At 38.6% G+C, this 26,378-nt stretch carries 22 protein-coding genes and 1 pseudogene; 6 read left to right on the top strand and 17 right to left on the bottom strand.

Going from position 1 to position 26,378, the window contains the following annotated elements:
• Positions 1-25: 25 nt before the first annotated feature.
• The 8 genes from A3IA_RS0105750 to A3IA_RS0105785 form a co-directional block, all read right to left on the bottom strand.
• Entirely contained in the window at positions 26-1,120 is a 1,095-nt protein-coding gene (locus tag A3IA_RS0105750; protein WP_018380370.1) for a mannonate dehydratase, read from the bottom strand.
• 62 nt (positions 1,121-1,182) lie between these two features.
• Positions 1,183-2,583, bottom strand: coding sequence for a glucuronate isomerase (uxaC, locus tag A3IA_RS0105755; protein ID WP_018380371.1), 1,401 nt, complete (start codon positions 2,581-2,583; stop codon positions 1,183-1,185).
• A gap of 1 nt (position 2,584) precedes the next feature.
• The gene (locus A3IA_RS0105760; protein WP_018380372.1) at positions 2,585-3,205 is read right to left on the bottom strand and encodes a bifunctional 4-hydroxy-2-oxoglutarate aldolase/2-dehydro-3-deoxy-phosphogluconate aldolase; all 621 of its coding nucleotides are present in this window, start codon (positions 3,203-3,205) and stop codon (positions 2,585-2,587) included.
• Positions 3,206-3,340: 135 nt separating this feature from the next.
• A complete protein-coding gene (locus tag A3IA_RS0105765; protein WP_018380373.1) occupies positions 3,341-4,063 on the bottom strand; it encodes a FadR/GntR family transcriptional regulator in 723 nt (240 codons plus the stop codon).
• Between the two features lie 35 nt (positions 4,064-4,098).
• Positions 4,099-5,892, bottom strand: coding sequence for a beta-glucuronidase (gene uidA / locus A3IA_RS0105770; protein ID WP_018380374.1), 1,794 nt, complete (start codon positions 5,890-5,892; stop codon positions 4,099-4,101).
• Positions 5,893-5,904: 12 nt separating this feature from the next.
• Entirely contained in the window at positions 5,905-6,942 is a 1,038-nt protein-coding gene (locus tag A3IA_RS0105775) for a sugar kinase (RefSeq protein WP_018380375.1), read from the bottom strand.
• A gap of 59 nt (positions 6,943-7,001) precedes the next feature.
• Positions 7,002-8,549, bottom strand: a complete 1,548-nt coding sequence (locus A3IA_RS0105780) for an MFS transporter (protein ID WP_018380376.1) — start codon at positions 8,547-8,549, stop codon at positions 7,002-7,004.
• A gap of 177 nt (positions 8,550-8,726) precedes the next feature.
• Complete coding sequence (locus A3IA_RS0105785) at positions 8,727-9,122, bottom strand: YwiB family protein (RefSeq protein ID WP_018380377.1); 396 nt, start codon at positions 9,120-9,122, stop codon at positions 8,727-8,729.
• Positions 9,123-9,223: 101 nt separating this feature from the next.
• Here A3IA_RS0105785 and A3IA_RS0105790 point away from each other — a divergent pair, with 101 nt between their 5' ends.
• The 4 genes from A3IA_RS0105790 (at position 9,224) to A3IA_RS0105805 (ending at position 13,868) form a co-directional block, all read left to right on the top strand.
• Positions 9,224-10,525, top strand: coding sequence for an HD domain-containing protein (locus tag A3IA_RS0105790; protein ID WP_026217579.1), 1,302 nt, complete (start codon positions 9,224-9,226; stop codon positions 10,523-10,525).
• Between the two features lie 79 nt (positions 10,526-10,604).
• Positions 10,605-11,414 (top strand): sugar-phosphatase, encoded by an 810-nt coding sequence (gene yidA, locus A3IA_RS0105795; RefSeq protein WP_018380379.1) that lies wholly within the window; start codon positions 10,605-10,607, stop codon positions 11,412-11,414.
• Positions 11,414-12,634: an aminoacyltransferase gene (locus tag A3IA_RS0105800; RefSeq protein ID WP_018380380.1), complete on the top strand. Its 1,221-nt coding sequence runs from the start codon at positions 11,414-11,416 to the stop codon at positions 12,632-12,634. Before yidA ends, A3IA_RS0105800 begins: the two co-directional genes overlap by 1 nt.
• A 1-nt stretch (position 12,635) precedes the next feature.
• Positions 12,636-13,868, top strand: coding sequence for an aminoacyltransferase (locus tag A3IA_RS0105805; RefSeq protein WP_018380381.1), 1,233 nt, complete (start codon positions 12,636-12,638; stop codon positions 13,866-13,868).
• Between the two features lie 483 nt (positions 13,869-14,351).
• On the opposite strand, the pseudogene A3IA_RS13030 reads toward A3IA_RS0105805, so the two are convergent.
• The 7 genes and pseudogenes from A3IA_RS13030 to ppc all read right to left on the bottom strand — a co-directional run.
• A pseudogene (locus A3IA_RS13030) lies at positions 14,352-14,420 on the bottom strand (transposase); the annotation flags it as partial.
• 235 nt (positions 14,421-14,655) lie between these two features.
• Entirely contained in the window at positions 14,656-15,405 is a 750-nt protein-coding gene (gene tpiA, locus A3IA_RS0105815; RefSeq protein ID WP_018380382.1) for a triose-phosphate isomerase, read from the bottom strand.
• A gap of 554 nt (positions 15,406-15,959) precedes the next feature.
• Positions 15,960-17,156 (bottom strand): elongation factor Tu, encoded by a 1,197-nt coding sequence (gene tuf / locus A3IA_RS0105820; RefSeq protein ID WP_018380383.1) that lies wholly within the window; start codon positions 17,154-17,156, stop codon positions 15,960-15,962.
• Positions 17,157-17,285: 129 nt separating this feature from the next.
• The gene (locus A3IA_RS0105825) at positions 17,286-18,254 is read right to left on the bottom strand and encodes an anti sigma factor C-terminal domain-containing protein (protein WP_018380384.1); all 969 of its coding nucleotides are present in this window, start codon (positions 18,252-18,254) and stop codon (positions 17,286-17,288) included.
• A complete protein-coding gene (locus tag A3IA_RS0105830) occupies positions 18,232-18,744 on the bottom strand; it encodes an RNA polymerase sigma factor (protein ID WP_026217580.1) in 513 nt (170 codons plus the stop codon). Before A3IA_RS0105830 ends, A3IA_RS0105825 begins: the two co-directional genes overlap by 23 nt.
• Positions 18,745-18,816: 72 nt before the next feature.
• Complete coding sequence (ftsW, locus tag A3IA_RS0105835; protein WP_018380386.1) at positions 18,817-20,061, bottom strand: cell division peptidoglycan polymerase FtsW; 1,245 nt, start codon at positions 20,059-20,061, stop codon at positions 18,817-18,819.
• 135 nt (positions 20,062-20,196) lie between these two features.
• Positions 20,197-22,986 carry a phosphoenolpyruvate carboxylase gene (gene ppc / locus A3IA_RS0105840; protein WP_018380387.1) on the bottom strand — a complete coding sequence of 930 codons (2,790 nt, stop codon included), beginning with the start codon at positions 22,984-22,986 and terminating at the stop codon, positions 20,197-20,199.
• 166 nt (positions 22,987-23,152) lie between these two features.
• On the opposite strand from ppc, the gene pepF reads away from it, so the two are divergent.
• Both pepF and A3IA_RS0105850 read left to right on the top strand, forming a co-directional pair.
• Positions 23,153-24,952, top strand: a complete 1,800-nt coding sequence (gene pepF, locus A3IA_RS0105845; RefSeq protein WP_018380388.1) for an oligoendopeptidase F — start codon at positions 23,153-23,155, stop codon at positions 24,950-24,952.
• On the top strand, positions 24,945-25,421 hold the full coding sequence (locus tag A3IA_RS0105850) for a glutathione peroxidase (protein ID WP_018380389.1): 477 nt from the start codon (positions 24,945-24,947) through the stop codon (positions 25,419-25,421). Before pepF ends, A3IA_RS0105850 begins: the two co-directional genes overlap by 8 nt.
• A 45-nt stretch (positions 25,422-25,466) precedes the next feature.
• Here A3IA_RS0105850 and A3IA_RS0105855 read toward each other — a convergent pair whose 3' ends face one another.
• The gene (locus A3IA_RS0105855) at positions 25,467-25,844 is read right to left on the bottom strand and encodes a DUF4430 domain-containing protein (protein WP_018380390.1); all 378 of its coding nucleotides are present in this window, start codon (positions 25,842-25,844) and stop codon (positions 25,467-25,469) included.
• The gene (locus A3IA_RS0105860; RefSeq protein ID WP_018380391.1) at positions 25,810-26,337 is read right to left on the bottom strand and encodes an ECF transporter S component family protein; all 528 of its coding nucleotides are present in this window, start codon (positions 26,335-26,337) and stop codon (positions 25,810-25,812) included. Before A3IA_RS0105860 ends, A3IA_RS0105855 begins: the two co-directional genes overlap by 35 nt.
• Positions 26,338-26,378: the final 41 nt, after the last annotated feature.

Consider the following 26,378-nt stretch of genomic DNA (forward strand, 5'->3'; position numbering starts at 1 on the left):
ATAGAAAAATAGTAAGCCAAGAGGATTATTTATTCCCAACCGTTTTTTCAGCGATACCAAAATCAGGGGTTTTACCTGCTGCTCGCATATTAGCTTCGTACAAACCATTGAAGTAAGTTGCACCAAGCGCTCTATCATACAAGCCATAACCAGGAGTCTTGGTCTGATCACCCCAGATACGACGCCCATGATCTGGACGAAGAGCGCCCTTCCAATCATAATCAACCAATAACTTCACGATAGCATTCATATCAATGTCACCAGCTTGCGACAAATGCGCGGTTTCTTGAAAGCCCCAGTCCCCCGCAGTAACATTTCGTGTGTGCATAAAGTTGATGCGATTGCGTTTTAGAGCATATTCTGTCATGGCAATCACATCATTTTGAGGATCTGATGCATATGAACCCACACACATGGTAATGCCATTATTTGACGAATCATAAATATCAAGGAAGCGTTCAACAGCTTCTTGACCAGTGATGATACGTGGAAGCCCAAAGATGCCATAAGGTGGATCATCAGGGTGAATCGCCATTTTAACACCTGCAGCTTCAGCTGTTGGCATAATCGCTTTGATAAAGTACTCTAAGTTAGCCCACAAATCTTCTTCAGAAATATTATTGCGATAATTCTCAATAATCGCTTTCATCTCTTCTTTTGAATAAGATGAATCCCAACCTGGCAAGTTCAAATCATCTGCCACTGGATCAACCCCTTCTAAATCTTCTTTGAGAAAGGCAAGTGAGGTTGAACCGTCTGGAAGTGGGTGATTCAGATCAGAACGCGTCCAGTCAAAAACGGGCATAAAATTGTAACAAACAACCGGAATACCAGCTTCTCCAACATTTTTGATGGACGTTTTATAATTTTCAATCAATTCATCACGATTAGGTTTTCCTTGCTTAATGTCCTCATGAACAGGAATGGATTCAATAACTGTAATTTCAAGACCTGCATCTTCGACCATTTTTTTGAGTTCAAGGATATTCTCTAAAGGCCATGCCTGTCCGACAGGCACATCATAAACCGCTGTTACAATCCCCTGCATGCCTGGAATGGCTTTAATTTCTTCAAGTGACACAGGATCATTTTTCCCGTACCAACGAAATGACATTTTCATAATAATTCCCCCATACCTTAGTTATCTTCTAGCAAGAGCCTTGCTGACGATAAGTTTTTTCTTTAATCGTTAAAATATTCAACAGCATTGTGATAAGCAATATCCTTAGCCATTTGACCTATTGCGTCATAATCGTTTGGAACTTCACCATCTACCATCCACTGCCCCAAATAAGAAGCAAGGATGCGACGGAAATAATCATGACGTTGGTAAGATAAGAAACTGCGAGAGTCTGTTAGCATACCAACAAAATTAGCCAGGACACCTTGTTCTGCCAGAGCTGTCATCTGGCTCAACATACCAGACTTTGTATCTGCAAACCACCAACCAGCACCAAACTGAAGGTAGGATTTAATCCCTTCTTCGTTAGTTTGGAAATTGGCTAGAGTATTAGCAACAACAATGTTGTAGCTAGGATTTAAGTTATACCAAATCATTTTTGGTAGATTGTTTTGTTGAGCTAAATGATCCAAAAGTCGATTCATGTTAATAGCCAGTGCTGTTTGATCACCAAGCGAATCCACCCCAACATCACTTCCTAACTGTTGAAAAATGCCAGAATGATTATTACGCAAAGCTCCAAAATGAACCTGTGTTACAAAGCCATATTGTTTATAAAGGCGACAAAGTTCTGCAAATACTGCCGTTTGCCATTGATTGATTTCCAACTGGCTTGGCTGATAGCCTTCTTGAACAGTTTTCAAAAGACTATCCAAAGTCTCTTTATCAGCTTCTTCAAAGACAATCTCGGTAAAGCTAATATCACTTGCTTTGCAGCCTTTTTCAGCAAAATAAGCGACACGCTTTTCAAGAGCATTGATAACGTCTTGAAATTCTTCAATTGATACTGCTGTCACCTGACTCAATCGACGAATGAAATCAGTAAAGTTTCGATGTTCGATAAAAGCCTCATCTGGACGAAAGGTCGGTGCAACAGTCGTTTCAAAGCTAGCATCGTCAGCTAATTTTTGATGCCATTCTAAAGAATCCAAAGGATGATCTGTCGTTCCGATAAACGTCACCTGACTATCCTTAATCAGTTTACGTGGGCTAATCTTTTTAGTTTTTAGCGTTTCATTAATCCGATGGTAAATATCTTCAGCATTTTCTTCTGTTAACACCTCATCAATCCCAAAGACATTTTTTAACTCCATGGCTGACCAATGATACACAGGATTGCCGTAAGAACGTGAGAGGCTGCGCGCAAAGGCTTTGAACTTATCTAATTTAGAAGCTGCTCCTGTGATATAGTCTTCAGAGACACCGTGCGCCCGCATGAGACGCCATTTGTAATGATCCCCACCCAGCCATAAATCAACGATATTGTCATAGACCTTATCCTCAAAAATTTCTTTTGGATCAAGATGGCAATGGTAGTCAAAAATTGGTTGATCCTTAATTTGATCATAAAGTTTTAGAGCTGGCTCGCTCGTTAACATAAAAGTTTCGTTATTAAATCCCATCTTATTCTCCTACAGCTGCAATAAATTCTTTTGCAATCTCAGTCACTGAATCATATCCATCATCAGCGACACGCGCTGCTAAGGCAGAACCAATACCTACAGCACAAGCTCCAGCCTTTTTCCAATCAGCAACATTGGCTACGGATACTCCCCCAGATGGCATCAAATCCACTTGAGGAATCGGACCGTGAATATCTTTAATGAAACTTGGTCCTACAATGCCTCCAGGAAAAATCTTGATGATCGAACAGCCAGCTTCTATTGCCGCAACCACCTCAGTCGCCGTAGCACAACCTGGGAAGTAAAGATTTTTGGTTTCTTTTGCCACGTCTTGAATCTCAGCAGAAAAATGCGGACTAACTAAGAATTTCGCACCAGCAACAATCGCTTCTTTAGCAAGTTTAACTGTCATCACAGTTCCTGCCCCAATAACGACATCGTCGCAGTTCTCAAACTCTTCTGTCAAATCACGAATAACCTGAGGGGCATTGGGCGTTGAAAAGGTGATTTCAATATTTCGAATCCCTCCCTCAATAGCACGTCGCGCAATCTCTTTCGCATCATTTTCATCTTTGCCACGTATAACGGCAAAGAAATAATTTTCTTTTAGAACATCTAACATAGACCCCTCCTTGTTTGTAATCGTTATCATGAATTAATTATAAAATTCATCAGATGATTTGTCAAGGATTTTCTGCTTAAATATAAAAAGATTGGGGCTATCCCCAATCTTTTTATATATGCTATAGGTAGCTAATCATTCGTTAGATTTCGGCAGTCCATGTAGTTCAATTTTCTTGTCGTACCAGTCATCTAACACAGTTTGTCTGACGGTTAAGATATGAGACATCATACTATCATAAGCACCTATTGGATGCCTTGCTTTAATAGCGTTTACAATATTGCGATGAGCCTCAATACTAGCCTGTTTCATCTGACGATTTGTGTAGTCTTCATTGATGATTTGAATGGATTCATTAATCACAGGAATCAAACTTTTAACCGCAATGTTCCCGCTCATTTCCGCTATTAAACTGTGGAATGCCACATCTAGCTCTAAATGTTTTGGATCATCAGCTTTTAGTGCTTCTTCAATAGCCAGAGCAAGTTTTTCCAAACGTTCAATGTCTTCTTCTTTAGCAAATTGGGCGGCACGTTCAGCAATTCTTGGTTCCAAAAGATACCTTAATTCAAATAAATCTGTCGTTAATTTGATGCGATCTTTGACAAAAGCAAATCCAAAGGGATCTTCAGCAACTCCTTGTTTGGAACTAATATAAGTTCCTGAGCCTTGTCTAACCTCTAAAATATTACGAGCCACAAGACTTCTAACTGCTTCTCGGACGGTACTACGTCCCACATCTAGCACTTCTGACAGATCATATTCATTTGGTAATTTTTGTCCAACTTCAAACCCCTGCTCCAAAATAAATTGCAAGAGGCGTTCTGCTGTTTTTTCAACCAGTGGACGCGCTGCCATAATTGTTCCTCCTTAAACCTTTTATGGCTATTATACTACTTTTTAGCTTTATAACCATAATTCGGAACACTATCCCAGCGTTTTTTAAAATTCCTAACAATACTCTTTGGCTGACGATTTCTTGAAAACAGTCCTTTGTGATTACCTTGTACTCTCAGTATCATCAGATTTGTTTCAAAATCAGCAAAATTCCACACTTGCTCACCTACGAGATTGGCAATTTCATCAAAGACTTTATGATTCATATCATAAAAATCAATTTGGAATTCTTCTGTATAAGGGATATTCCACATGGAATGAAGACCTGGAAGGGTATCTGCTCCGTATTCTGTCATGATGATTGGTTTATCTGGATAAAGCGCTTGCCAGTCTTCTAACTCTTTCCGCAAGCCCTCTTCTGCTTTTTTCAAATCACCGTGATGCACATACCAGCCGTAATAGCGGTTAAGGCAAATAACATCAACCAAATCCATAACTTTATCATGTTCTGGATCAGCCATCATGATATTAACCAAGGTTACAGGGCGTTTTTCAGGATCTAAATCCTTGTATAGCTTAATTAGGGGTTCAAAGTACTCGTGCGCCCCGTCCTCATGACTCGCTGGCTCATTAGCCACGACCCACATAACAACCGAAGGGTGATTCTTATCTCTTTGAACCAATTCGCTAATCACTTGTTCATGGGCCGCTTTCGTCTCTAAACGTTTCCACGTCTCATTGCCTCCTCGAGATGCATCTAGCGAAGCATTAAAATTGTGGAAAAGCCCTACAGCAGGAACTTCATCGATAACAACAATCCCTAGCCTATCAGCTAAGCGCATCATCTCTTCAGAATAAGGATAATGTGAGGTTCTAAAGGAATTAGCACCGATTTCTTTAAGCAAGTTCAGATCAAGCAAATTAGCTGCCTCATTCAACCCACGACCATTGATAAAGGTATCTTCATGTTTTCCGAAACCTTTAAAGTAAAAAGGTTTTTCATTAATAAAGAATTGACCGTCCGCCACTCGAACACTTCGGATACCAAACGGCTCATCATAAACATCTAAAACTTTACCATCCTTGATAAGTTCAACATGTGCAGTGTAAAGATAAGCATCCAAAACTTCCCATAGATGAACATCTAGCAGCTCAGCCTGCCCATTTTCCAAGACGGCAACTTCTTGTTGATTTTCATCAAAAATACTTACTTTAACATCATCGACAGGCTGACTGCTGGTCACATCCACTTTTACAACAGCAGAAGTCATATCATCAGATAGTTGGCTCGTGATAACAAGATCTGAAAGATGGATTTTAGGGCGAATCACTAACTTCACTGGGCGATGAATCCCCGCATAGTTGAAGAAATCAAAGTTCTCCTGAACTTTCTTTTTAAGGCTACCATCTTCTTGAAGTTCTTCGCTATAATTCCCAACTGGCAACGTCGTATAATTGAGTTCATTATTTGCACAGATAGAAACTTTGAGACGACTTTCTTTCATCAAGTGATCAGGAATAAGCACCTCAAACGGTGTAAAGCCGCCGCGATGTTCTCCAAGCAATTCCCCATTCACATAGACTTTGGCATAATGAGTTACAGAACCAAAGCGTAAAACAGCTTCTTGCTCTTTGGTAATATCAGGAATCTCAACAAAACGTTCATACCAAAAATCACCAATATAATCTCGCTTAGCTTGATCTACAAGCACATCGTTAAAAGAGGTCGGAACAGTCATAACCTCATCTGAAGCTAAGAGCTCTTGGGGATTATGGTCACCAAGTTTAAAATTCCATAAACCATTTAAATCATAAACATTACGTGTTTTTGTTAAAATTGGGTATAACATATCTTTTTCTCCTTATCGTTTAATATCCAAGTCACCTTTTTTCATAAATTGTTCAATATCATCTTTAGTGACGATATTGATGTCACCTTCAATGGTATGTTTAAATTTGAAGCTAGCCATACCGAGTTCTAAAACTTCTGGAACTGAAACATTTTCAAGCAATCCATAAATAATCCCAGCCGTATAGGCATCGCCAGTTCCTACGCGATCCAAAACTTGAATAGCCTCCCTATCCGTTTCATGTAGGATAGCTTCTTGGGCATCATAGAGGTAGGCTTTTAACAAGTACTCATTCGTTGCGCCAATTTCTCTTTCTGTAAAGGCGATGTATTTCAAACCATACCGAGCAGCCATTGTCTCTAAAACGGTTAATAGAACCTCACGATTTTTGTAAGGTCTCGTCAATCCTAACTCATCCTTCAAATCCCCTCCTTTATCCGTCAATAGGGAAACAGGTTCAATCCCGATACAGACATCTGCCAGAGCAACCAACTTAGACAGATCGTCACGCGCTTGTTGAAAAGAGTCCCAAAGGCTTTCTCGGTAATTTAAATCAAATGAAATAGGGATATTTTTTTCCTTTGCCTTAGTCATTAAAGCAAGAGCAATAGCGTAAATATTGGGATTCAAAGCTACCGTTATGCCACTAACATGAAGCCAATCCATATCCTCAACAATAGCCTCCAAATCATAATCTGATAATTGCGACTCGTAAAATGACGAGAACTTGCGATCATAAAGAACACGACTATTTCTTAGGGAAAAGCCTTTTTGGTAGTAATAAATCCCCAATCTATCCCCACTTTTCACCAAATGTTCTTGTCCAATTTGGTGAGCAAATAAGAATGATTCTGCCATATGTCCCAAGTCATTATCAGGAATAGCTGACACCAGAGAAACCGTATGCCCTAATTGCCCCAAAGTCGATAGAACATTCAATTCAGATCCACCAAACTGACAGTCTAATTGAGTAGCCTGTGTCAAGGTTTGATGTTGTGGGGGCGACAATCTTAACATGATTTCACCAAATGCAACAACTTTTTTCTTCAATTTTCTATCCTCCCCTAGTATAAAAGCAGTTGCTTCAAAAAGGGCAACTGCAATTCATTTTATTTATCATCTACTGGATATTTTGACAAATCAACATAATCCATATCTGACAATGGAACATTTTTAGCAATAGCCATCGCACGTTCTTTATCACGAGCCGCTTTCATCGTATGAATTTTTTCTTGAATTTGAACCATCGTTTCTTTATCAAGTTTATAGAATTTCATCAAGAAAAGTGAGACCAGTAAGAAAACAGCTGGGATAATGGCAAATAAAATAATTGTCATCATTTTCAACTCTGGTGTCAAAGGTGTTTCTGCCGTTGGATAATCTTTGGCAAAACCAATTGAAGTAAGAGCCCAACCCACAACCATCGGTGCAAAGGAAGATGCCACTGAATCCGTTAATGAGAAAATGGTTCCAATCATACCTGAAACATACCGCCCTGAGACAGACGTTTCATAGTCTGAAATATCAGCTCCCATCGTCAAAACAAGACCTGACGGTGCTGATGAGAAATAACGCGCAAAGATATAGGCAATAACAAAAGCAATGCTATATGGTGTCCATTTTGTAAAACTCAAGCCACCTTGTTCACCGAAGAAAAGAAGAGCTCCCATAGCCATCAAACCAACGATACCAATCTGCAGAGCTAAAATATAAGCACTTCGAAGCCCTCTTTTACGCGCCACACTGGCTGCAAAGGTTGTTACAAGTATATTTGGTATGACCATCATCGCTGAGATAGCACCAGATAGGGCATAGTTACCAAAAAGAATCCCAAAGAGCATGACAGTGACAACAGCATCACCAAACAATTGTGCACAGAATTTGACAAGAGCGGCAGACAAGGAAAGGACTTGCAAAGGTTTATTTCCTTTAATAACTTGCCAGTAATCTTTGAGTGATGTTTTCTTGTTTTTCTCACCACCTAGTCCAAAGTATTTAGAATTATCTTTTTTCCAAATACCAATAATGGCAAATACGGCAAGGACTGCTGAAATAAGGATAACCTCCCACATCAACTCAATAAAGAAACTTTCCGTAAAGCCGCCATGTTTTTTGACTAAATAACTAGAAACGACAATCTGACTTCCTGAAAATAGAATAGCTGTCATGATACCATCAACAATGTTAAAGATAGGACGTTGCTTGGGATCATTAGTAAGAGCAGTTTGACCAGCTTTGGTAATGGTTTGTTGCATAGAATAACCAATTTTATGGATAATTAAAGCCACAATAAACAATGGCATAACCATTCCTTTACCAAAATGATGGATATTGAACAAGAATAGAAATGATAGAGCTGTAATCAAGTTACCTAAGACAAGAATAGGACGATATTTACCAAATTTAGTATTCGTCTTATCAATTAAGGCACCGATAGCTGGGTCAATAAACCCGTCAAAAATACGAATATAACCCATCAACTGACTAACAAAAATAGCCGCTAAACCAAGGACACCGGTAGAAAAATAAGCAACAAAACTAAAGGCTACCAGATAAATATTGGTAGACGTATTATTTGCCGCAAATAAAATAATCTGCCACAGTTTCGCCCGATTGTAGGTAACATCTTCACTTCGATCCTTTTTATGACTCATCATAAGTCGCCTCCTTGAAGCTTTCTTGTGAAAGCGTTTTTATTTACCTATATTCTATTATTCATCAGATGATTTGTCAACATATTTTTTGTTTAAAGTGAAAAAAAGAGTGTTTTTTAGCAAAAACACTCTAAATTCATCTGATAATTATTATTTAAGATTACTTTTATAGACTATCCTTTATTTCGCTTCCCAGCGTAAACGCATCTGATAGTCTGCCAAGGCTTCTTCTGCTTCAGGATGGGGTAACAGTTGGTAATGAAGTATTAACTCCTGAGCAGATTGATTCAGTTCAAATTGTGTGGTTTTAGTAACCAAACGCTGCAATCCTAACGGAGACGGGATTTGGGCTGCCGCAAAATTTCCATTTTCAAATTTCATAATGCTCTGAGGCTTGCTAAAACGAGTAACCATCAACTCTTCTTCGTTAAACTTAAGAACCACCCGCTCTTTTTCCGAATTAGTATAAATGAGATAAGAAAACTCACCTTTTTCCTTATACTCCCCATCTGCTTCCTCATGAACCATATCAAGGTCATGATCCATCATAATTTTGTTATCAATGATAATTTTCATAAAAGCTTCCTTCAATTTAGTCTTTACATTGTACCAATTTATGAGGATTCCAGCAATTTTTGCTATAATAAAATCAACTTATGCCATTGAAAGGATATGCTATGAAAGAAAAAGTTTTCCGCGATCCCATCCACAATTACATCCATGTGAAAGAGCCTATCATTGCACAATTAATCGATTCCAAAGAATTCCAACGCCTGCGTCGTATTAAACAAGTCCCTACAACTTCTTATACTTTTCACGGAGCCGAGCACAACCGCTTCTCCCACTGTCTTGGTGTTTATGATATTGCCCGTCGTGTAACAGAGATTTTCGAACAACAATACGCTGATAAATGGAATCCCGAAGAATCTCTCATTACAATGGTAGCAGGCTTGCTTCATGACATTGGACACGGTGCCTATTCCCATACCTTCGAGTTACTCTTTGAGACAGACCACGAAGCCTACACACAGGAAATAATTACCAATCCAGAAACCGAAGTCAACGCTATCCTGCGTCAAGTATCGCCTGATTTCCCAGAAAAAGTCGCCAGTGTCATTGACCATACCTATGCTAACAAACAGGTTGTTCAACTCATTTCCAGCCAAATCGACTGTGACCGCATGGACTACTTACTTCGTGACTCCTACTACACTGGCACTTCCTACGGACAGTTTGATTTAACAAGGATTTTACGCGTTATTCAACCTGTTGAAAATGGTATTGCTTTTGCTAAAAACGGCATGCACGCTGTTGAAGACTACCTAATTGGTCGCTATCAGATGTATATGCAAGTTTATTTCCATCCAGCTAGCCGCGCGATGGAAGTTCTCTTACAAAATCTTTTAAAACGTGCTAAATTTCTTTATCAAAATCATCCACAATACTTTCAACAGACATCTCCAAATCTCATCCCATTCTTCGAAAAAAATCCCAGTCTAGCAAACTACCTAGCTCTAGACGATGGTGTCATGAATACCTATTTTCAAAGCTGGATAACTAGTGAAGACAGCATTCTAAAAGACTTGGCTAGCCGATTCATCAATCGCAAGCTCTTAACTTCAATTAGTTTTGATGAGGAAAATGCGTCGCAGTTAAATGACATGATAAAATTAGTGAGGCAGACCGGATTTGATCCTGATTACTACACAGGCATTCACATCAATCTAGACTTGCCTTACGATGTCTATAAACCTAAAAGCAACAAACCACGTACACAGATAGATATCGCTGAAAAAGATGGAAGCAAAGAAGAGTTATCAGCCTTATCACCACTAGTAGCATCTTTATCGGGTAATATCCATGGTGACCGACGATTTTACTTTCCAAAAGAAATGTTACAAACAGATGATTTATTCACACAAGACAAGGTAAATTTCCAAAAATTTATCTCTAATGGCCACCTGACCAGCACCCCATAATCTAAGCTCTGCCATGACAAAATGGCAGTTTTTTAGTAAACTAGATAGGAAGCACTTTTTACGGAAAAAGGAGACGACTATGTCTATCAAACTTGTTGCCATTGACATCGATGGCACTTTATTAAATGAAAACAGAGAAATCACACCCGAAGTTTTTGCTGCCATTCAGGATGCTAAAGCAGCTGGTGTTAAAATTATCATCACAACAGGACGTCCTATTGCAGGTGTTACAACAATGCTTGATGAACTCAATCTGCGTGACAAAGGTGATTATGTCATTACCTTCAATGGCGGACTGGTTCAAGAAACAGATACAGGTTCTGATATTGTCAAGGTTCCTCTTTCATATGAAGAGTACCTTGACATCGAGCTAATGGCGAGAAAACTCGGTGTTCATATGCACGCCATTACAAAAGACGGCATTTATACAGCCAACCGCGATATTGGAAAATACACTATCCACGAAGCAACCTTGGTGGATATGCCTGTTTATTACCGCACACCAGAGGAAATGGCAAATAAAGAAATCGTTAAAATCATGTTTATCGATGAGCCAGAGGTTCTTGACGCAGCGATTGCTAACATCCCAGAAGATTTTGCAAATCGCTTCATGTTGGTTAAGTCCAAACCATTCTACCTTGAAGTTGTCGATAAAGGTGTCAGCAAAGGCAATGCTATCAAAGCACTTGCTAAACAACTTGGAATTTCTATGGAAGAGACTATGGCTATTGGTGATGAGGAAAATGACCGCGCCATGCTTGAAGTTGTCGGAACGCCAGTTGTGATGGAAAACGGTGTGCCAGAACTCAAAAAAATCGCTAAGTACATTACCAAATCAAATGAAGAATCTGGCGTCGCACATGCTATTAGAGAGTGGGTATTAAACTAATGACATATTCTGTAAAAATCGGTATTTCTGCTGAAGAACACGATCAGTTTGTAATCAATCATCCACTGACTAATATACTACAATCTAGTTCCTGGGCTAATATTAAAGATACTTGGGGAAATGATCGTATCGGTTTCTACGAAAATGATCAATTAGTTGCAGTCGCTTCTGTACTAGTCCAACCACTTCCTTTTGGATTTACAATGATTTACAGCCCTCGTGGGCCTATTATGGATTATAGCAATAAAGAATTATTGGCATTTGTTGTTGAAAACTTAAAGAAATACGGTAAAAAGAAAAAAGCCGTCTTTATCAAATGCGATCCTTTCATTCTTTTAGCCGATCATAAAGTCGATGAAGAATCAAACGAGAAATCATTCGGTCATGAGGTTATCAAAAATTTAACCGATGTCGGCGCTTATTGGACAGGTCGAACTGCAGATTTGGCGCAAAATATCCAGCCTCGTTTTCAAGCTAATATTTATTCGGAAGGATTCTCAGAGTCTGCTTTGCCTAAAAAAATCCGTCAGAACATTCGATCATCACGAAATAAAGGAGTCGAGATCATTTTTGGCGGCATGGACTTAGTTGATGATTTTGCCAAATTAATGAAAAAGACCGAAGAGCGTAAACATATTCACCTACGTGGGAAAGATTATTACGAAAAATTGCTAAAAACATATGGCGACAATGCTTATATTACCATGGCTAGGTTAAATCTTAACGAAAGATTAGAACAAGCACAGACAGCACTAAATAACGCTCTAAAACTCCAGAAAACCTTTACAGAAGAAACGCGCCAAAGCAAAGTAAAAGCAACAGAAAACGAAATTAAACGTCACCAAAAAGATATAGCATTCTTTACAGAAAAACTTGAAAAAGAACAGGATATTGTCCCACTGGCAGCAACATTATCCTTAAACTTTGGAGACACTTCAGAAAACATTTATGCCGGCATGGATGAAGATTATAAACAGTATAACGCTCCTCTTATCACCTGGTTTGAAACAGCACAACACGCCTTTGAAAAAGGAGCCAAGTGGCAAAACATGGGAGGTATTGAAAACCAGTTAGATGGTGGGCTGTATCAATTTAAATCAAAATTCAATCCGATGATTGAAGAATTCATCGGCGAATTTAACATACCCGTTAACCCACTTCTTTATCACCTATCCAATACCGCTTATACTTTACGAAAAAAATTAAGGAGCAAACATTAAAATGCCTGTTAAAGCATTAACCTGGGACGTATTTGATCATTTTGTCAATCACGCAAAACATCGAAGTTTCGAACAATCTTCTGAGATGGGCTATCTCCTCGAAAAAAGAGGCTATCAAGTTTCTCCTATTGGTTATGTCGATCATAATGATCTTGTTCAAGTTGCAGCGATTTTATACAGCACACCTGTAGCTGGTGGCCTTTACTCAGAAATCCACTACGGACCAGTCTTTGATGACAGCAAATACCTTCGCCCCTTCCTTGAAGGCTTAAAAGAATTTGCAAAACATAATAATACCATCGAGCTTGCTGTAAAACCTTATGACAGTTATCAAAATTATGACGATAACGGTAATGAAACATCACCTCAAAATCAAGAATTACTTGATATTTTTGAGAAAGCTGGCTACCAATTTCAAGGATTAACAAGTGGTTTCAAAAGTAGCGACTGGCATTATGTAAAACCACTAGCATCAGTTGACTCGTCTAAACTTTTGAACAGCTTTAGCAAAAAAGGAAAGGCACTTGTCAAAAAAGCTAATACCTTTGGCATTAATATTCGTCAACTCAAACGGGACGAATTGAATCTTTTCAAAGAAGTCACTTCTTCAACGTCTGACCGTCGTGATTACGATGACAAACCCCTTGAATACTATGAATTCCTATATGACGGATTTAAAGATAAAGCTAAATTCCTTGTTGCCAGCTTAAACTTCCAAGATTATCTCAACCATCTAATCACAGACCAGGATAAATTAAAAGCAAAAATCACTAAACTTGAAAACGACCTAGCAAAAAATCCAAATTCAGAGAAAAAACGCAACCAACATCGCGAATTTTGCAGTCAATCAGAAACATTTGATACTCGAAAAGCTGAAGCTAAGGACTTTATTGCAAAATATGGTGACAAGGAAGTTATCTTAGCTGGTAGTCTCTTTATCCAAATGCCACAAGAAACAACCTACTTCTTTAGCGGGTCGTACCCCGAATTCAATAAATTCTACGCCCCTGCTCTCCTTCAAGAATATATCATGAAAGATAGCATTGAAAAAGGTATCCTAAACTATAATCTTTTAGGCGTTGAGGGGACTTTTGATGGTAGTGATGGCATTCTGCGTTTTAAACAGAATTTCAACGGTTATATTGAAAGAAGACCAGGTAGTTTCAACTATTATCCAAAACCACTCAAATATAAATTCTATCAAGTCTTAAAAACAGTTCTCAGACGTAACTAGTAATGAGAACCACATACATACACGAAAACACTCTCGATAAACTATGAATTGTATACCTACTCAGTAGTTTTTTATCCAACTTTTGAGAACACAGTTCAATAGTCAAGAGTGTTTTTGGTATACTCAAAAACAATTATCAAAATTCTTTCAAAGAATAATTCCAATGTAGTCAAATGAATTAACTTTCAAACAAGAAACTGAGACACGGACAGCACTTGAGTACGACGAGTCGAAAGTAACGATGTATCAAAGTTAATTCAAAAGACTATATTAACCAAAAATAAATCCTAGTTCAACTGCTACGAACAATTGATTTTATACTTAATGAAAAACAAAATGAGACTAGGTAGCGGCGATGCCGATAGAACTGAAATTCAACAAGAGCTGAATATGATTTTTAAAAAATATAACAAAATGAAATAAAAACAGTACACTTGTGATATCATGTTTTTATTTCATTTTGTTATATCTCCTCCAAACTACTTCTCTATATTGATTATAGATGATTTTTCGTCTATACTTAGGGGTAAACACAATGTGATATTTACACATCCATTTTGTGTGCGATAAACTATGTGCCTTTTATGCCATATTATTATCTCCTTTCACTGTACAGTAGGCTTGAACTCCTTTATTGTATCGCGTTTGGAGATTTTTTGTATAACATTCAATGCGCACCCGCATAGCGAGTGGTTTATTTGTCTCGCACCTATCGGAGCGAGACTGGGCTTAAAGCCACATAAGAAAACAACTCAACCAAGGTTGAGTTGTAATCATGTTTATTAACTTAGAATTCAAGCAATGCAAGGAAACTTTCAGCTTCAAGAGATGCACCACCAACAAGTGCTCCATCAACGTCTTCACAAGACATATATGAAGCAACGTTTTCAGGTTTAACTGAACCACCGTACTGTACACGAACCTTATCTGCAACTTCTTGTCCAAAATCTGCTGCAACAACGTCTCGGACTGCTTTACACATTTTTTGAGCATCGTCTTGAGTTGCTGACTTACCAGTACCGATAGCCCAGATTGGTTCGTAAGCAATTACAAGTGATGATACTTGTTCTGCTGACAAATCTTTAAGCGCTGCTGATACTTGTGCTCCTACAAACTCTTCAGCTTTACCAGCTTCATAAGTTTCAAGAGACTCACCACAGCAGATGATTGGAGTCATACCATTTTTAAAGATAGCATGTGCTTTTTTGTTGATGTCTTCATCTGTTTCGTGGAAATAATCACGACGTTCTGAGTGACCAATAACAACATAGTCTACGCCCATCTCTGACAACACTTTTGGAGAAGTTTCACCAGTGAAAGCACCAGCATCCTCTGAATAAGTATTTTGAGCTGCAACTTTAAGTCCTTCAACATTAGCATCAAGCAAAGCTACCAAATCAACAGCTGGAGCTGCAATAGCCGCTTCTACTTTATCAGCTGCTGGTAATTTCCCCGCAATAGCTTCAACGAACGCTTTTGCTTCTTGAGGATTTTTGTTCATTTTCCAGTTTCCGGCAATAATTGGTTTACGTGACATTTCACATACCTCTTCTATTTTTATAGTATACTTACATTTTACCATAAAATCCTCTAGATTTAAAGGAATTGAGTAAATATCGCTATTATTTTCACATACTTTCAGAAATTTTTCCAATTTCTTGCTTAGCAGCATCATCTTCAGTCTTACCTAATCTTTAGTTTGTTTCGCTAGCTAATGTTGTATTTCCTAGATTTATTGACTGATTTTGAGCTGTAGTAACCTCTTCAGCACTTACTTGATTAACAGCCTGAGTCACCTGTCATGAAGAACGGTAACAGTGATAAGATTGTCTGTTCCCCAACTTAGGATGATTAATTGGTAGTAGACTAGTAGACTTCTCCGTTCGTTGAATAGTGCTATCTATGCGACTACTCTTGTGAGCATAGGTTCATTAATTTTCTGTCCAACTTTTTGGGGTCAGTACAGAACTGGTGCTTTTCTTATTTATGTGGCTTAAAGCAATATAAATAAAAAAGCACTTCCCAGAGGAAGTGCTCAATTAGAAGTTGTCTGACTCTAATTGTTATTTTGGGAAAACTTAATTGTAAAAATTAAGCTTCGATTTCTGAAACGATACCTGAACCAACAGTACGTCCACCTTCACGGATAGAGAAAGTAGTACCTTGTTCAACGGCGATTGGGTGGATCAACTCAACTTCGATAGTTACGTTATCACCAGGCATTACCATTTCAGTACCTTCTGGCAATTTGATTGAACCAGTTACGTCAGTTGTACGGAAGTAGAACTGTGGACGGTAGTTGTCAAAGAATGGAGTATGACGTCCACCTTCTTCTTTAGAAAGAACGTAAACTTCACCTTTGAATTTAGTGTGTGGGTTGATTGAACCTGGTTTAGCAAGAACTTGACCACGTTCGATTTCATCACGTTGAACACCACGAAGAAGGACACCAACGTTATCTCCAGCAAGACCTTCGTCAAGTTGTTTACGGAACATTTCAACACCAGTAACAACTGCTTTAGTGATTTCGTCTTTGATACCAACGATTTCAACTTCGTCGTTAACTTTAACAGTACCACGGTCGATACGTCCTGAAGCAACAGTACCACGTCCAGTGATTGAGAATACATCCTCAACTGGAAGAAGCAATGGTTTGTCAGTATCGCGTTCTGGTTCTGGAATGTATGAGTCAACGATTGACATCAATTCCATGATAACATCTTCTTGAGCTGTATCACCTTCAAGCGCTTTAAGAGCTGAACCTTGAACTACTGGAAGATCGTCACCTGGGAAATCGTATTCTGAAAGAAGGTCACGGATTTCCATTTCAACCAATTCAAGCAATTCTTCATCATCAACAAGGTCAACTTTGTTCATGAAGACGATAAGGTTTTTAACACCAACCTGACGTGAAAGAAGGATGTGCTCACGAGTTTGTGGCATTGGTCCGTCTGTTGAAGCTACTACAAGGATAGCTCCATCCATTTGAGCGGCACCAGTGATCATGTTTTTAACGTAGTCCGCGTGACCTGGAGCGTCGATGTGAGCATAGTGACGAGCTTCAGTTTCATACTCAACGTGTGCAGTGTTGATTGTAATTCCGCGTTCGCGTTCTTCTGGAGCAGCATCGATAGACGCATAGTCTTTTGGTTGGTTAACTGCTGAAGGCAAGCGACGTGCCAATACAGTTGTGATAGCTGCTGTCAAAGTAGTTTTACCGTGGTCAACGTGTCCAATTGTACCAATGTTAACGTGTGGTTTACTACGATCGTATTTTTCTTTTGCCATTTTAGGAAAAGCCTCCAATAAAATATATTTTATAGATAGACAGTAGGCAATACGGTCTAACTTTACCCTTTTATTCTATCAGAATGTCATAGAATTGCAAGTGTTTTATACGCTTTTCAGTATTTTCATCTATTTTGTTAATTGGTGATAGGGCTGAATTTGGACGGATTGACCAATATTAGATGCAAAAATCCAGTCTCTATCTTTCATTTTAGCTAAATTTTCAGAGCGTCCACTAATCACAATTCCTGAAAAAGTAGCATCTTTGAGGGTCTTATTCGTTTTGACGTAAGCCTTAGCCTCATCCTTTATCCGCACCCACTTCTCTCCATCACTACCATAGCTACTGTCTAACCATAATGATTGACTTCCTTTCTTTAGATGGTGTCGGAACTGCTTGAAAGTGCTAGGAGATAGCCTACCTTCATCGTCTCCCATAACCCCTAAAGTATTATCCATAGCAAATGCTGTTGTGTCGAATTGGCTTTTACTACCAATCCAGTACCAGTTGACTAACACATTTTCAGGAACCATTTTCTGAATTTCTGAGTAAGTGTAGGGTTTGTCAAAGGTCACAGCTACTTCGACTGCTTGATTAGGCATTTTTGGGATAACATTCAAATCCTGCGTCACCACTGGATCTACTTCGTCTGTATAAGAATGATTTATATTGTAAAAAACTGGTATTTTAAGCTGTTGTCCTTGACTATATACACCCGTATTTTTAGAATCCCATAAGCCCCAAGAAGTGCTGTCATGGCTTGATACTTGTGTTAGAGAGTACTTAACCTTCATTGGTTCAAAAGGAACTTCAATCCCATCAATATTTTTGACACGATTAGATTGAAACTCTCCGGAAAATAAACCCGAAGCATTAAAATAATAATTTTTATAAAACATATTTGGGTAGGCAATATGATTCAGGAATTCATAGCGTTCTAAAATACGCCGTCCATTCTTGCTGGTTAACTCTACCAAACCTTTAACCGCTAATCCCAAGAACAAGGTAGCAAGTAGCGCAGCATAAATTGCTGTTTTTATTGTATGCTTGCGTTTTGATTTTTTAGCTATTTTTTCAAAATGACTTAGTGAATTCATAAGTTTTCCCTTCTTTCTCTATCAATTTTTTTAATTGTTTTCTAGCTCTAGATAATCGCATTTTTACCGTTGCTTGCCGAATGTCTAGCAAACCACTTATTTCTTTAATGGAAAAATCTTGGAAATAAAAGAGATCAATGACAAGAAAATAAGTTTCAGGCAATTGTTTTAAAATCTCTTCTAAATCACTAGTATCTTCCTGATCGAAAGGGGTTAGCGCAGATTGGGTAAAAAATTCTTTTCTTAAAATACTTTGATAAGTCATATGACGTCGATAGTTATCAATGTATTTTCGAATGGCTGTCCGATACATCCAGGCACGCAATTTTTCAAAAGGTAAATCAATATCACTTTCTAGTAATTTGACAAATAAATCTTGCGAAATGTCATCAGCATCTGCCTTCAAAGCACCTCCTTTTTGCAAATAAAACGAAATCTCTTTGGCTATTTCGACTAGACTTTCTTCGTAATCATCCAATTTCACGCTTATCCCTCACCACCTTTCACTAATATAACGATTCACAACATCAAAAGGTAACAAAAAAACCAGAAAAATCTGGTTTTATAGGTCTTCTACTTCTACTTTAGCAGCTTCTCTTTCTGCTTCTTCTATGATTTCAGCACGTTTCTCATTGGCATCAATATTTAAAACAACAGCAATTGCTACCGATAATACCAGCAGGCTGTTTCCCCCTTGGGAAAGAAAAGGGAAGGTAACCCCGGTTGACGGAATCAATCCAGAAATACCACCAATATTGACAAATATTTGCATGAGCATCATACCACCAACGCCAATAGCCATCATTGAATTGAAAGGATTTGTCGCTTTAACACCAACAAGAATAATCCTGAGAATCAAGAAGAAAACAAGGGCTAGAATCAAACAAGCACCAATCATCCCAAACTCTTCCATGACAATTGAGAAAACAAAGTCCGTCGTTGCTTCAGGTAGATAACCCCTTTTTTCGATGGAATTACCTAGTCCCAGACCAAACCAACCACCGTTACTCATGGCATAATAAGAATGCGCCAGCTGATGTCCCGAATCTGTTAAATCTTTAAAGGGATTATAAAAGGCACTAAAACGCTTAGCGACGTAACCAAACACTGGAACCTTAGCCATTGTTTCAACACCGACAACTCCAATCAGGCTAAGGAAAAGTGTCGATGCTACAGTTATGCTTAGGAAAATAGCTGAGAACCACCTATAACCAATGCCACTCACAGTAATCATGATTAAAACGGTTAAAACAATGATAGCAGCATTCCCAAGGTCAGGTTGTGCGGCTACTAATCCTATCATCAGTAAACAAATAATGCGCCAGTCTGTGAGGTCACTCCCACTTTTTGGCCACCAACGCCTTCTGGTCAAGGCTTGGTAATCATAAACGGCGATTGAGCGTTGTCTGCGACTAAAGGTAAATGCCAAAAACCAAATAATCAATATTTTCAAGTACTCCGCTGGTTGGAAACTGATTGGTCCAATAATAATCCAACCGTGTGCACCATTTACTTCTTGCGTAAAAAAGCGTGCGACTAGTAGGAGTATCACCTCAATAGCTAGAGCACCAGTAAGAATCTTTGAATTTTTTAAAAAATTCAGTCTCAGACGATAGATAAATAATATGGCAAAGAGACTGATGATCCAGAAGACACCCTGGTTGATCATTGATTTGAATGGATTTAGACCGTAGTCAACCAAGGTTGCACTAGTCGTTGAATAGACGATAATCAAGCCTAACACTGATAATATCAAGTAAGGCAAGAGTATCGAATAATTAAGAAGGTGTTTTTTTTCGATATGCATATTTTATAATCTTTCCATTAATAACATTAGCATTATAACATCTTTCCTAGAAAAGCAAAATCAGAAGCTGACTTAAAAACCAGCAAAAGATGAAATGCTCAAAAAACTGGAAGTAGATTCCAGTTTTCTCTATTATTAACCTGAATTACGTAAGCCAGTGGCAATACCATTTATGGTAATATGAATCAATTTTTCTTGACTTGGATCAAGTTGTCCAGCTCTAAGACGTTTAATTAACTCAACTTGCACATAGTTTAAAACGTTAAAGTACGGCAAACGGTAGTCCAAACTGTTTTTTAGATTCGGGAGTTCTTCTAATAATTCTTCATGCTGCTCAATAGCTAGTATCACATTTTTAGTTAATTGCCATTCATCCAGAATTGTCAAAAAGACATCTCTGACTTCTTGACTCTCAGCCATTTGAGCATATTGAAAGGCGATATTCATATTCGATTTTGAGAGAACCATATCCACATTAGCCAAGAGTGACTTAAAGAAAGGCCACGATTGATACATCTCTTGCAAGATAGCTAGATTCTCTGAATCCTTATCAATAAAATGTTGGAAACTTGAACCTACACCATACCAACCCGGGAACATAACACGGTTTTGAGACCACGAGAACACCCAAGGAATGGCACGAAGTCCTGAAATTTCGGTAATTGTTTTGCGTGCTGCAGGACGTGAACCGATATTGAGACTAGACACTTCTTTTATTGGGCTTGCCTTGAAAAAATAGTCATAGAAATGAGGGTTTCCAAAAACAAGATCGCGGTAGATAAGATTGCTATCAGAGACTATCTCTTCCATAATCGAACGGTAATCATCTATTTTATTTGGATCCGTTATCATGCGTGTCACCATGCGATCAAGCGTCGCTGAAATCAACATCTCCAAGTTATAGTAAGCTGAATCCCTATTACCATATTTAGTTCCAATAACCTCACCTTGCTCTGTTAAGCGAATGCGGTCTTTGATAGAGCCAAATGGTTGTGAAGTGATAGCATCATAGGATGGGCCTCCACCTCTGCCAACAGTTCCGCCCCGACCATGGAAAAAGGTCATCTTAATACCAAAATCTTCACCAAGTTTTGTCAACTCATTTTGAGCCTTGTAAAGCGTCCAACCAGAAGCCAGATAGCCACCATCTTTGTTGGAGTCTGAATAGCCAAGCATTACTTCTTGGTAACCCTGATGGTCTTTTATCCAAGTTTTCACAATATCAAGATTCAAGTAGTCTGTCATAATGCCCTTAGCATTTTCCAAATCTTCGATTGTTTCAAAAAGTGGCACAATCTGAATACGAGAATGATCCTTATCTAAAAGTCCAACCTCTTTAAGCATGATAGCCAATTCCAACATGTCTGACACAGTTTCAGTGTGAGAAATGATATGTTGTTTAATAACATCTTCACCAAGACGGTCTTTCAACTCACGCGCTGTCTGATAAATGGCTAATTCTGTCTCTAAAAGTTCTGACTTTGGTGTGTTTGTAGCAGATAACTGACGAGGGTCTTCCACTAATTCTTTCAATAACAATTGGCATTTTTTTTCTTCGGATAAGGCACTATAGTTATTTTCAATATTAGCCGTTCTCAACAGTTCTGCCACGCAGGCTTCTTGAACGCTAGAATCTTGACGCATATCAATCGTTGCTAAAAAGAATCCAAACACATCAACAGCTTGACATAATTCTGTAAAATCTCCCTTGATTAAACTCTCCATGCCATTGTTTTCCAAAGATTCTCGAATAATCCCTAAATCAGCTTTGAATTCCTCAACACTTGTATAGAAATCATGCACAAGCCCACGGTGACCTGCATTAGCCAAATGATAATCAGTCGTGTGCGGTTGGCGGGCAAGCTGACCTAATTTGCTTAAATTCTTTGTAAAATCAGCATCAGGACCTCTAAAATCAATTAATGTATTGACTAATTTTGCTTGAATATAGCTAAATGCCTTACGATAGGGTTCATTTTCACGAAACTCTGAATTATCCAAAGATTTCTCAGCCAAGTCCAAGACCCCTTTTGAAACAGCCGTTAAGGTACTTGAAAGTGAAAATTGGCGGTAGAGATCTGAGATTTTTTCAATGTAGTAGGTCAAGATGACTTCACTTTGAAGCATTGCTGATAAACGAAGGGTATCAGCAGTTACAAAAGGATTCCCATCTCGGTCACCACCAATCCACATGCCCATTGTGATGGGCTTTGGATTTTCAAGAGGGATACCATGCTTGGCGGCTAATGACTTATATTCTAGGGTCAATTTAGTAATAGCCTTAATCAAGGAAGTAGGATAATACTCCATAACATTGGTGATTTCATTTTTAACTTTGAGCTTTTTCTCACGAATAATATCCGTTTGCATCATCATCTGGATATATCGACGCATGTCCGAATACCATTTTTCCTGATTGATAAGCCCTAACTTGACATCACGATGTTTTCTAAGAAGCTCATGGATGTGGTTGGTCAATTCAAGCATCGTTTTACGTTGTACTTGCGTAGGATGAGCTGTCAAAACCGGAACAACGTTTAAATGATTAATGAAATCAGCTCCTTGTTCATTCTCCGCAATCATTCCCATAACCGTTGAAAGCTTCCCGAGATAATCCTTATCAACATTATTTTGATAGTTGACCTCATAGGCTAAATCAACGTCTTCAGCAATATTGATGAGTAAAGGTAGGATACTAAAATAGCGTGAAATTAAGACCATTTCTTCGTTGCTAATAGTCGAGATGACATCTTGTAAGCCTTGATAATCATCAGCTTTTGATAAGCTTGTTAACTCCTTTATTTTCGAGTAAACACCTTCTCCAACAAGGCCTTGAGTTATCTCCTCCAAAAGCTGAGTTAGTATCTCAACCTCTTCTTGTATAAGCGCCTGATTACTGCTACTTTCTAATTTGGTGATGTCCACAAAACCACTCCATTTCTTTTTGTTTCTATTCCTTATCATATCACTTTTTGTGAGGAACTGCACTTGATACTTCCATTTTATAATCTAAAAGTCTTTAAAAACGATTGTTCTATTTTTGATAAGTTTACTTCAGATTGGTATACTAGATAAAAAAAGGAGTTTAGCTATGGAATTAAAAAAACGCTCAGAATTTCCCGAAAATGAACTTTGGGATTTGACAGCCCTCTACAAAGACCGCCAAAATTTTCTTTTAGCCATTGAAAAAGCTTTGGGAGATATCGATGTCTTCGTTCGTGATTATCAAAATAAACTGGAGTCAGTTGATGATTTCACACAGGCGCTCATAGAATTGGAGCAAATCTACATCCAAATGAGTCACATTGAAACTTATGCTTTCATGCCTCAAACGACTGACTTTTCAAGCGCAGAGTTTGCTGAAATCGCTAAGGCAGGAGATGATTTTGCTACTAAAGCTAGTGTAGCTCTCAGTTTCTTTGATACCGCTCTAGCAACGGCTGACTCAGCTATTCTAGATGAATTAGAAGCCAATCCACACTTTAGTGCAGCCATTCGTCAGGCAAAAATCCAAAAAGAGCATCTTCTTGACCCTCAAGTCGAAAAAGCCTTATCAAACTTGAGAGAAGTACTTGATGCACCTTATGATATTTACACTAAGATGCGTGCTGGTGATTTTACTATGGAGGACTTTGAAGTTGATGGAAAAACCTATAAGAATTCCTTTGTCACTTATGAAAACTTCTACCAAAATCATGAAAATGCTGATGTTCGTGAAAAAGCATTTCGTTCTTTTTCAAAAGGTTTGAAAGCTCATCAAAATGCTGCTGCCGCTGCTTACCTTTCCAAAGTCAAAGCTGAAAAATTAATCGCAGATATGCGTGGTTACGATTCTGTCTACGACTATCTTTTGGCTGACCAAGAAGTTGACCGTAGCATGTTTGACCGCCAAATAGACCTCATCATGTCTGAGTTTGGACCAGTGGCTCAAAAATACCTCAAACACGTCGCTAAAGTTAATGGTTTAGATAAAATGACCTTTGCCGACTGGAAGTTGGACATTGACAATGACCTCAATCCGAAGGTTTCCATTGATGATGCTTATGATTTGGTCATGAAATCAGTCGCACCACTTGGACAGGAATACGTCAAAGAGGTTGAACGCTATCAAACAGAACGCTGGGTTGACTTTGCAGCTAACGAAAACAAGGAATCTGGTGGCTATGCAGCTGATCCTTATAAGGTTCATCCTTATGTGCTCATGAGCTGGACAGGTCGCATGTCTGATGTCTATACCCTTATCCACGAGATTGGTCATTCAGGTCAATTCATCTTCTCAGACAACCACCAATCCTACTACAATACTCACATGTCAACTTACTATGTGGAAGCTCCGTCTACCTTCAACGAGTTGCTTTTGAGTGACTATTTGGAAAATCAATTTGACACCCCACGCCAAAAACGCTTCGCCTTAGCTCATCGTTTAACGGACACTTACTTCCACAACTTCATCACACACTTGCTTGAAGCTGCCTTCCAGCGTAAGGTTTATGATTTAATTGAAGCAGGTGGCACGTTCGGTGCCGACACTTTAAACACTTTCATGAAAGAGGTCTTGACCGACTTCTGGGGCGATGCTGTTGACATAGACGACGATGCTGCTTTGACCTGGATGCGCCAAGCTCACTATTACATGGGACTCTACAGCTATACGTACTCTGCTGGGCTAGTTCTTTCAACAGCTGGTTACCTCAATCTTAAACAAAATGACAATGGAGCTCAAGAATGGCTAAACCTTCTAAAATCAGGAGGCAGTAAAACACCACTTGACACAGCTTTGATTATCGGTGCTGATATTTCAACTGATAAACCACTTCGTGACACTATCCAGTTCTTAAGCGACACTGTTGACCAAATCATCGCTTATAGTCAGGAGCTCGAAAATGCCTAAGCTAAATGATTTTACCGTCAAGGCACAAGATGGTCGTAAGGTGTCACTTGAAGCCTACTCTGGTAAAGTTGTTTTAATTGTCAACACTGCAACAGGCTGTGGCTTAACTCCGCAATATCAGGGGCTACAGGAACTCTACGACACCTATAATGAACAAGGTTTTGCCATCTTAGACTTTCCTTGCAATCAGTTTATGAATCAAGCACCCGGCACAGCTGATGAAATCAATAACTTCTGCCAACTCAACTATCAGACGACTTTTCCACGTTTTGCTAAGATCAAAGTTAACGGTAAAGAAGCCTCACCTCTCTTTACATGGTTAAAAGAAGAAACTAGAGGACCTCTTGGTAAGGCTATTGAATGGAATTTTGCTAAATTCTTGATAGATAGGGAAGGAAAAGTCATCAAGCGCTTTTCATCCAAAACAGAACCCGCATCCCTAAAAACGGATATTGAAAAATATCTATGAACAACAAACGGACACTGATAAAACATCAATGTCCGTTTTATTATGCTAGTTGGAAACTTCTTGATAAAATTCAATCTTGTCACCATCTTTGACACCGTTTTGCTCGGCACCCTTACTTGGCATTTTCCCATTAACTTTGTACATCCAATAAAGGTTTTTTCCAGGGTCTTGTTTGTGACCATCTATCTCAGTTACAAAGCCATTATCATCTTCTACTTCATAGGCTTCTTCTAAGGCATCCATAACTGAATCATCTTTATCAACGATGACTTCTTTTTTATCAGCTTTTTCACCTTGAGGTTTGACAGATACAGTTACCTTGACTTCGTCAGATTCTGGCTTTTTATTGGCATCATCATTAGAGCACGCTGCCAGTAGTAACAAGGAACTAGCAAGTACGATTGGTTTTAAAACTTTCTTCATAGTAAAATCTCCTCAAAATTCTTTCTAAGATAGGGTAAAATAAGAGTGTTGATAAGGCATGGTTTAGATTAAAGGGTAGCCCAGCTAGCACATAAGACCACCAAGGCATTTTAAAGAAAACAGCCATAACACTATCAATAATCATACCATACAAGAAGGCTAGTATTGCTGAAAAAAATGACAAATAATAAATATTCCACTTTTTAATTAACAGTATTTTCCAAATAAACAAAATGACACCAAAGCTAAAAATCTGGAAGAAAACCCAGGGACCAAAGCCCAATAAAAAAGAGGAAATCAGCATACTTAAAGCCATCACCAGAAAAGCAAGCCACAAACTTTCAAACCCTACCAAAATCATAAATAAAGCTGTGATTGGTTGGATATTTGGTAAGGCTGAAAAAGCATAGCGTAAAACCACGCACATGGCAGATAAGATAGCAATTTTAGTGATATTTTGGATGGTTAAACGTAATTTTTTTGCATCTTTCATAACCCTATTATCTCAAATAAGTCTCAATTTGACCAGAAGTT

The organism is Streptococcus thoraltensis DSM 12221, from assembly GCF_000380145.1.
Classification (GTDB): Bacteria; Bacillota; Bacilli; order Lactobacillales; family Streptococcaceae; genus Streptococcus; species Streptococcus thoraltensis.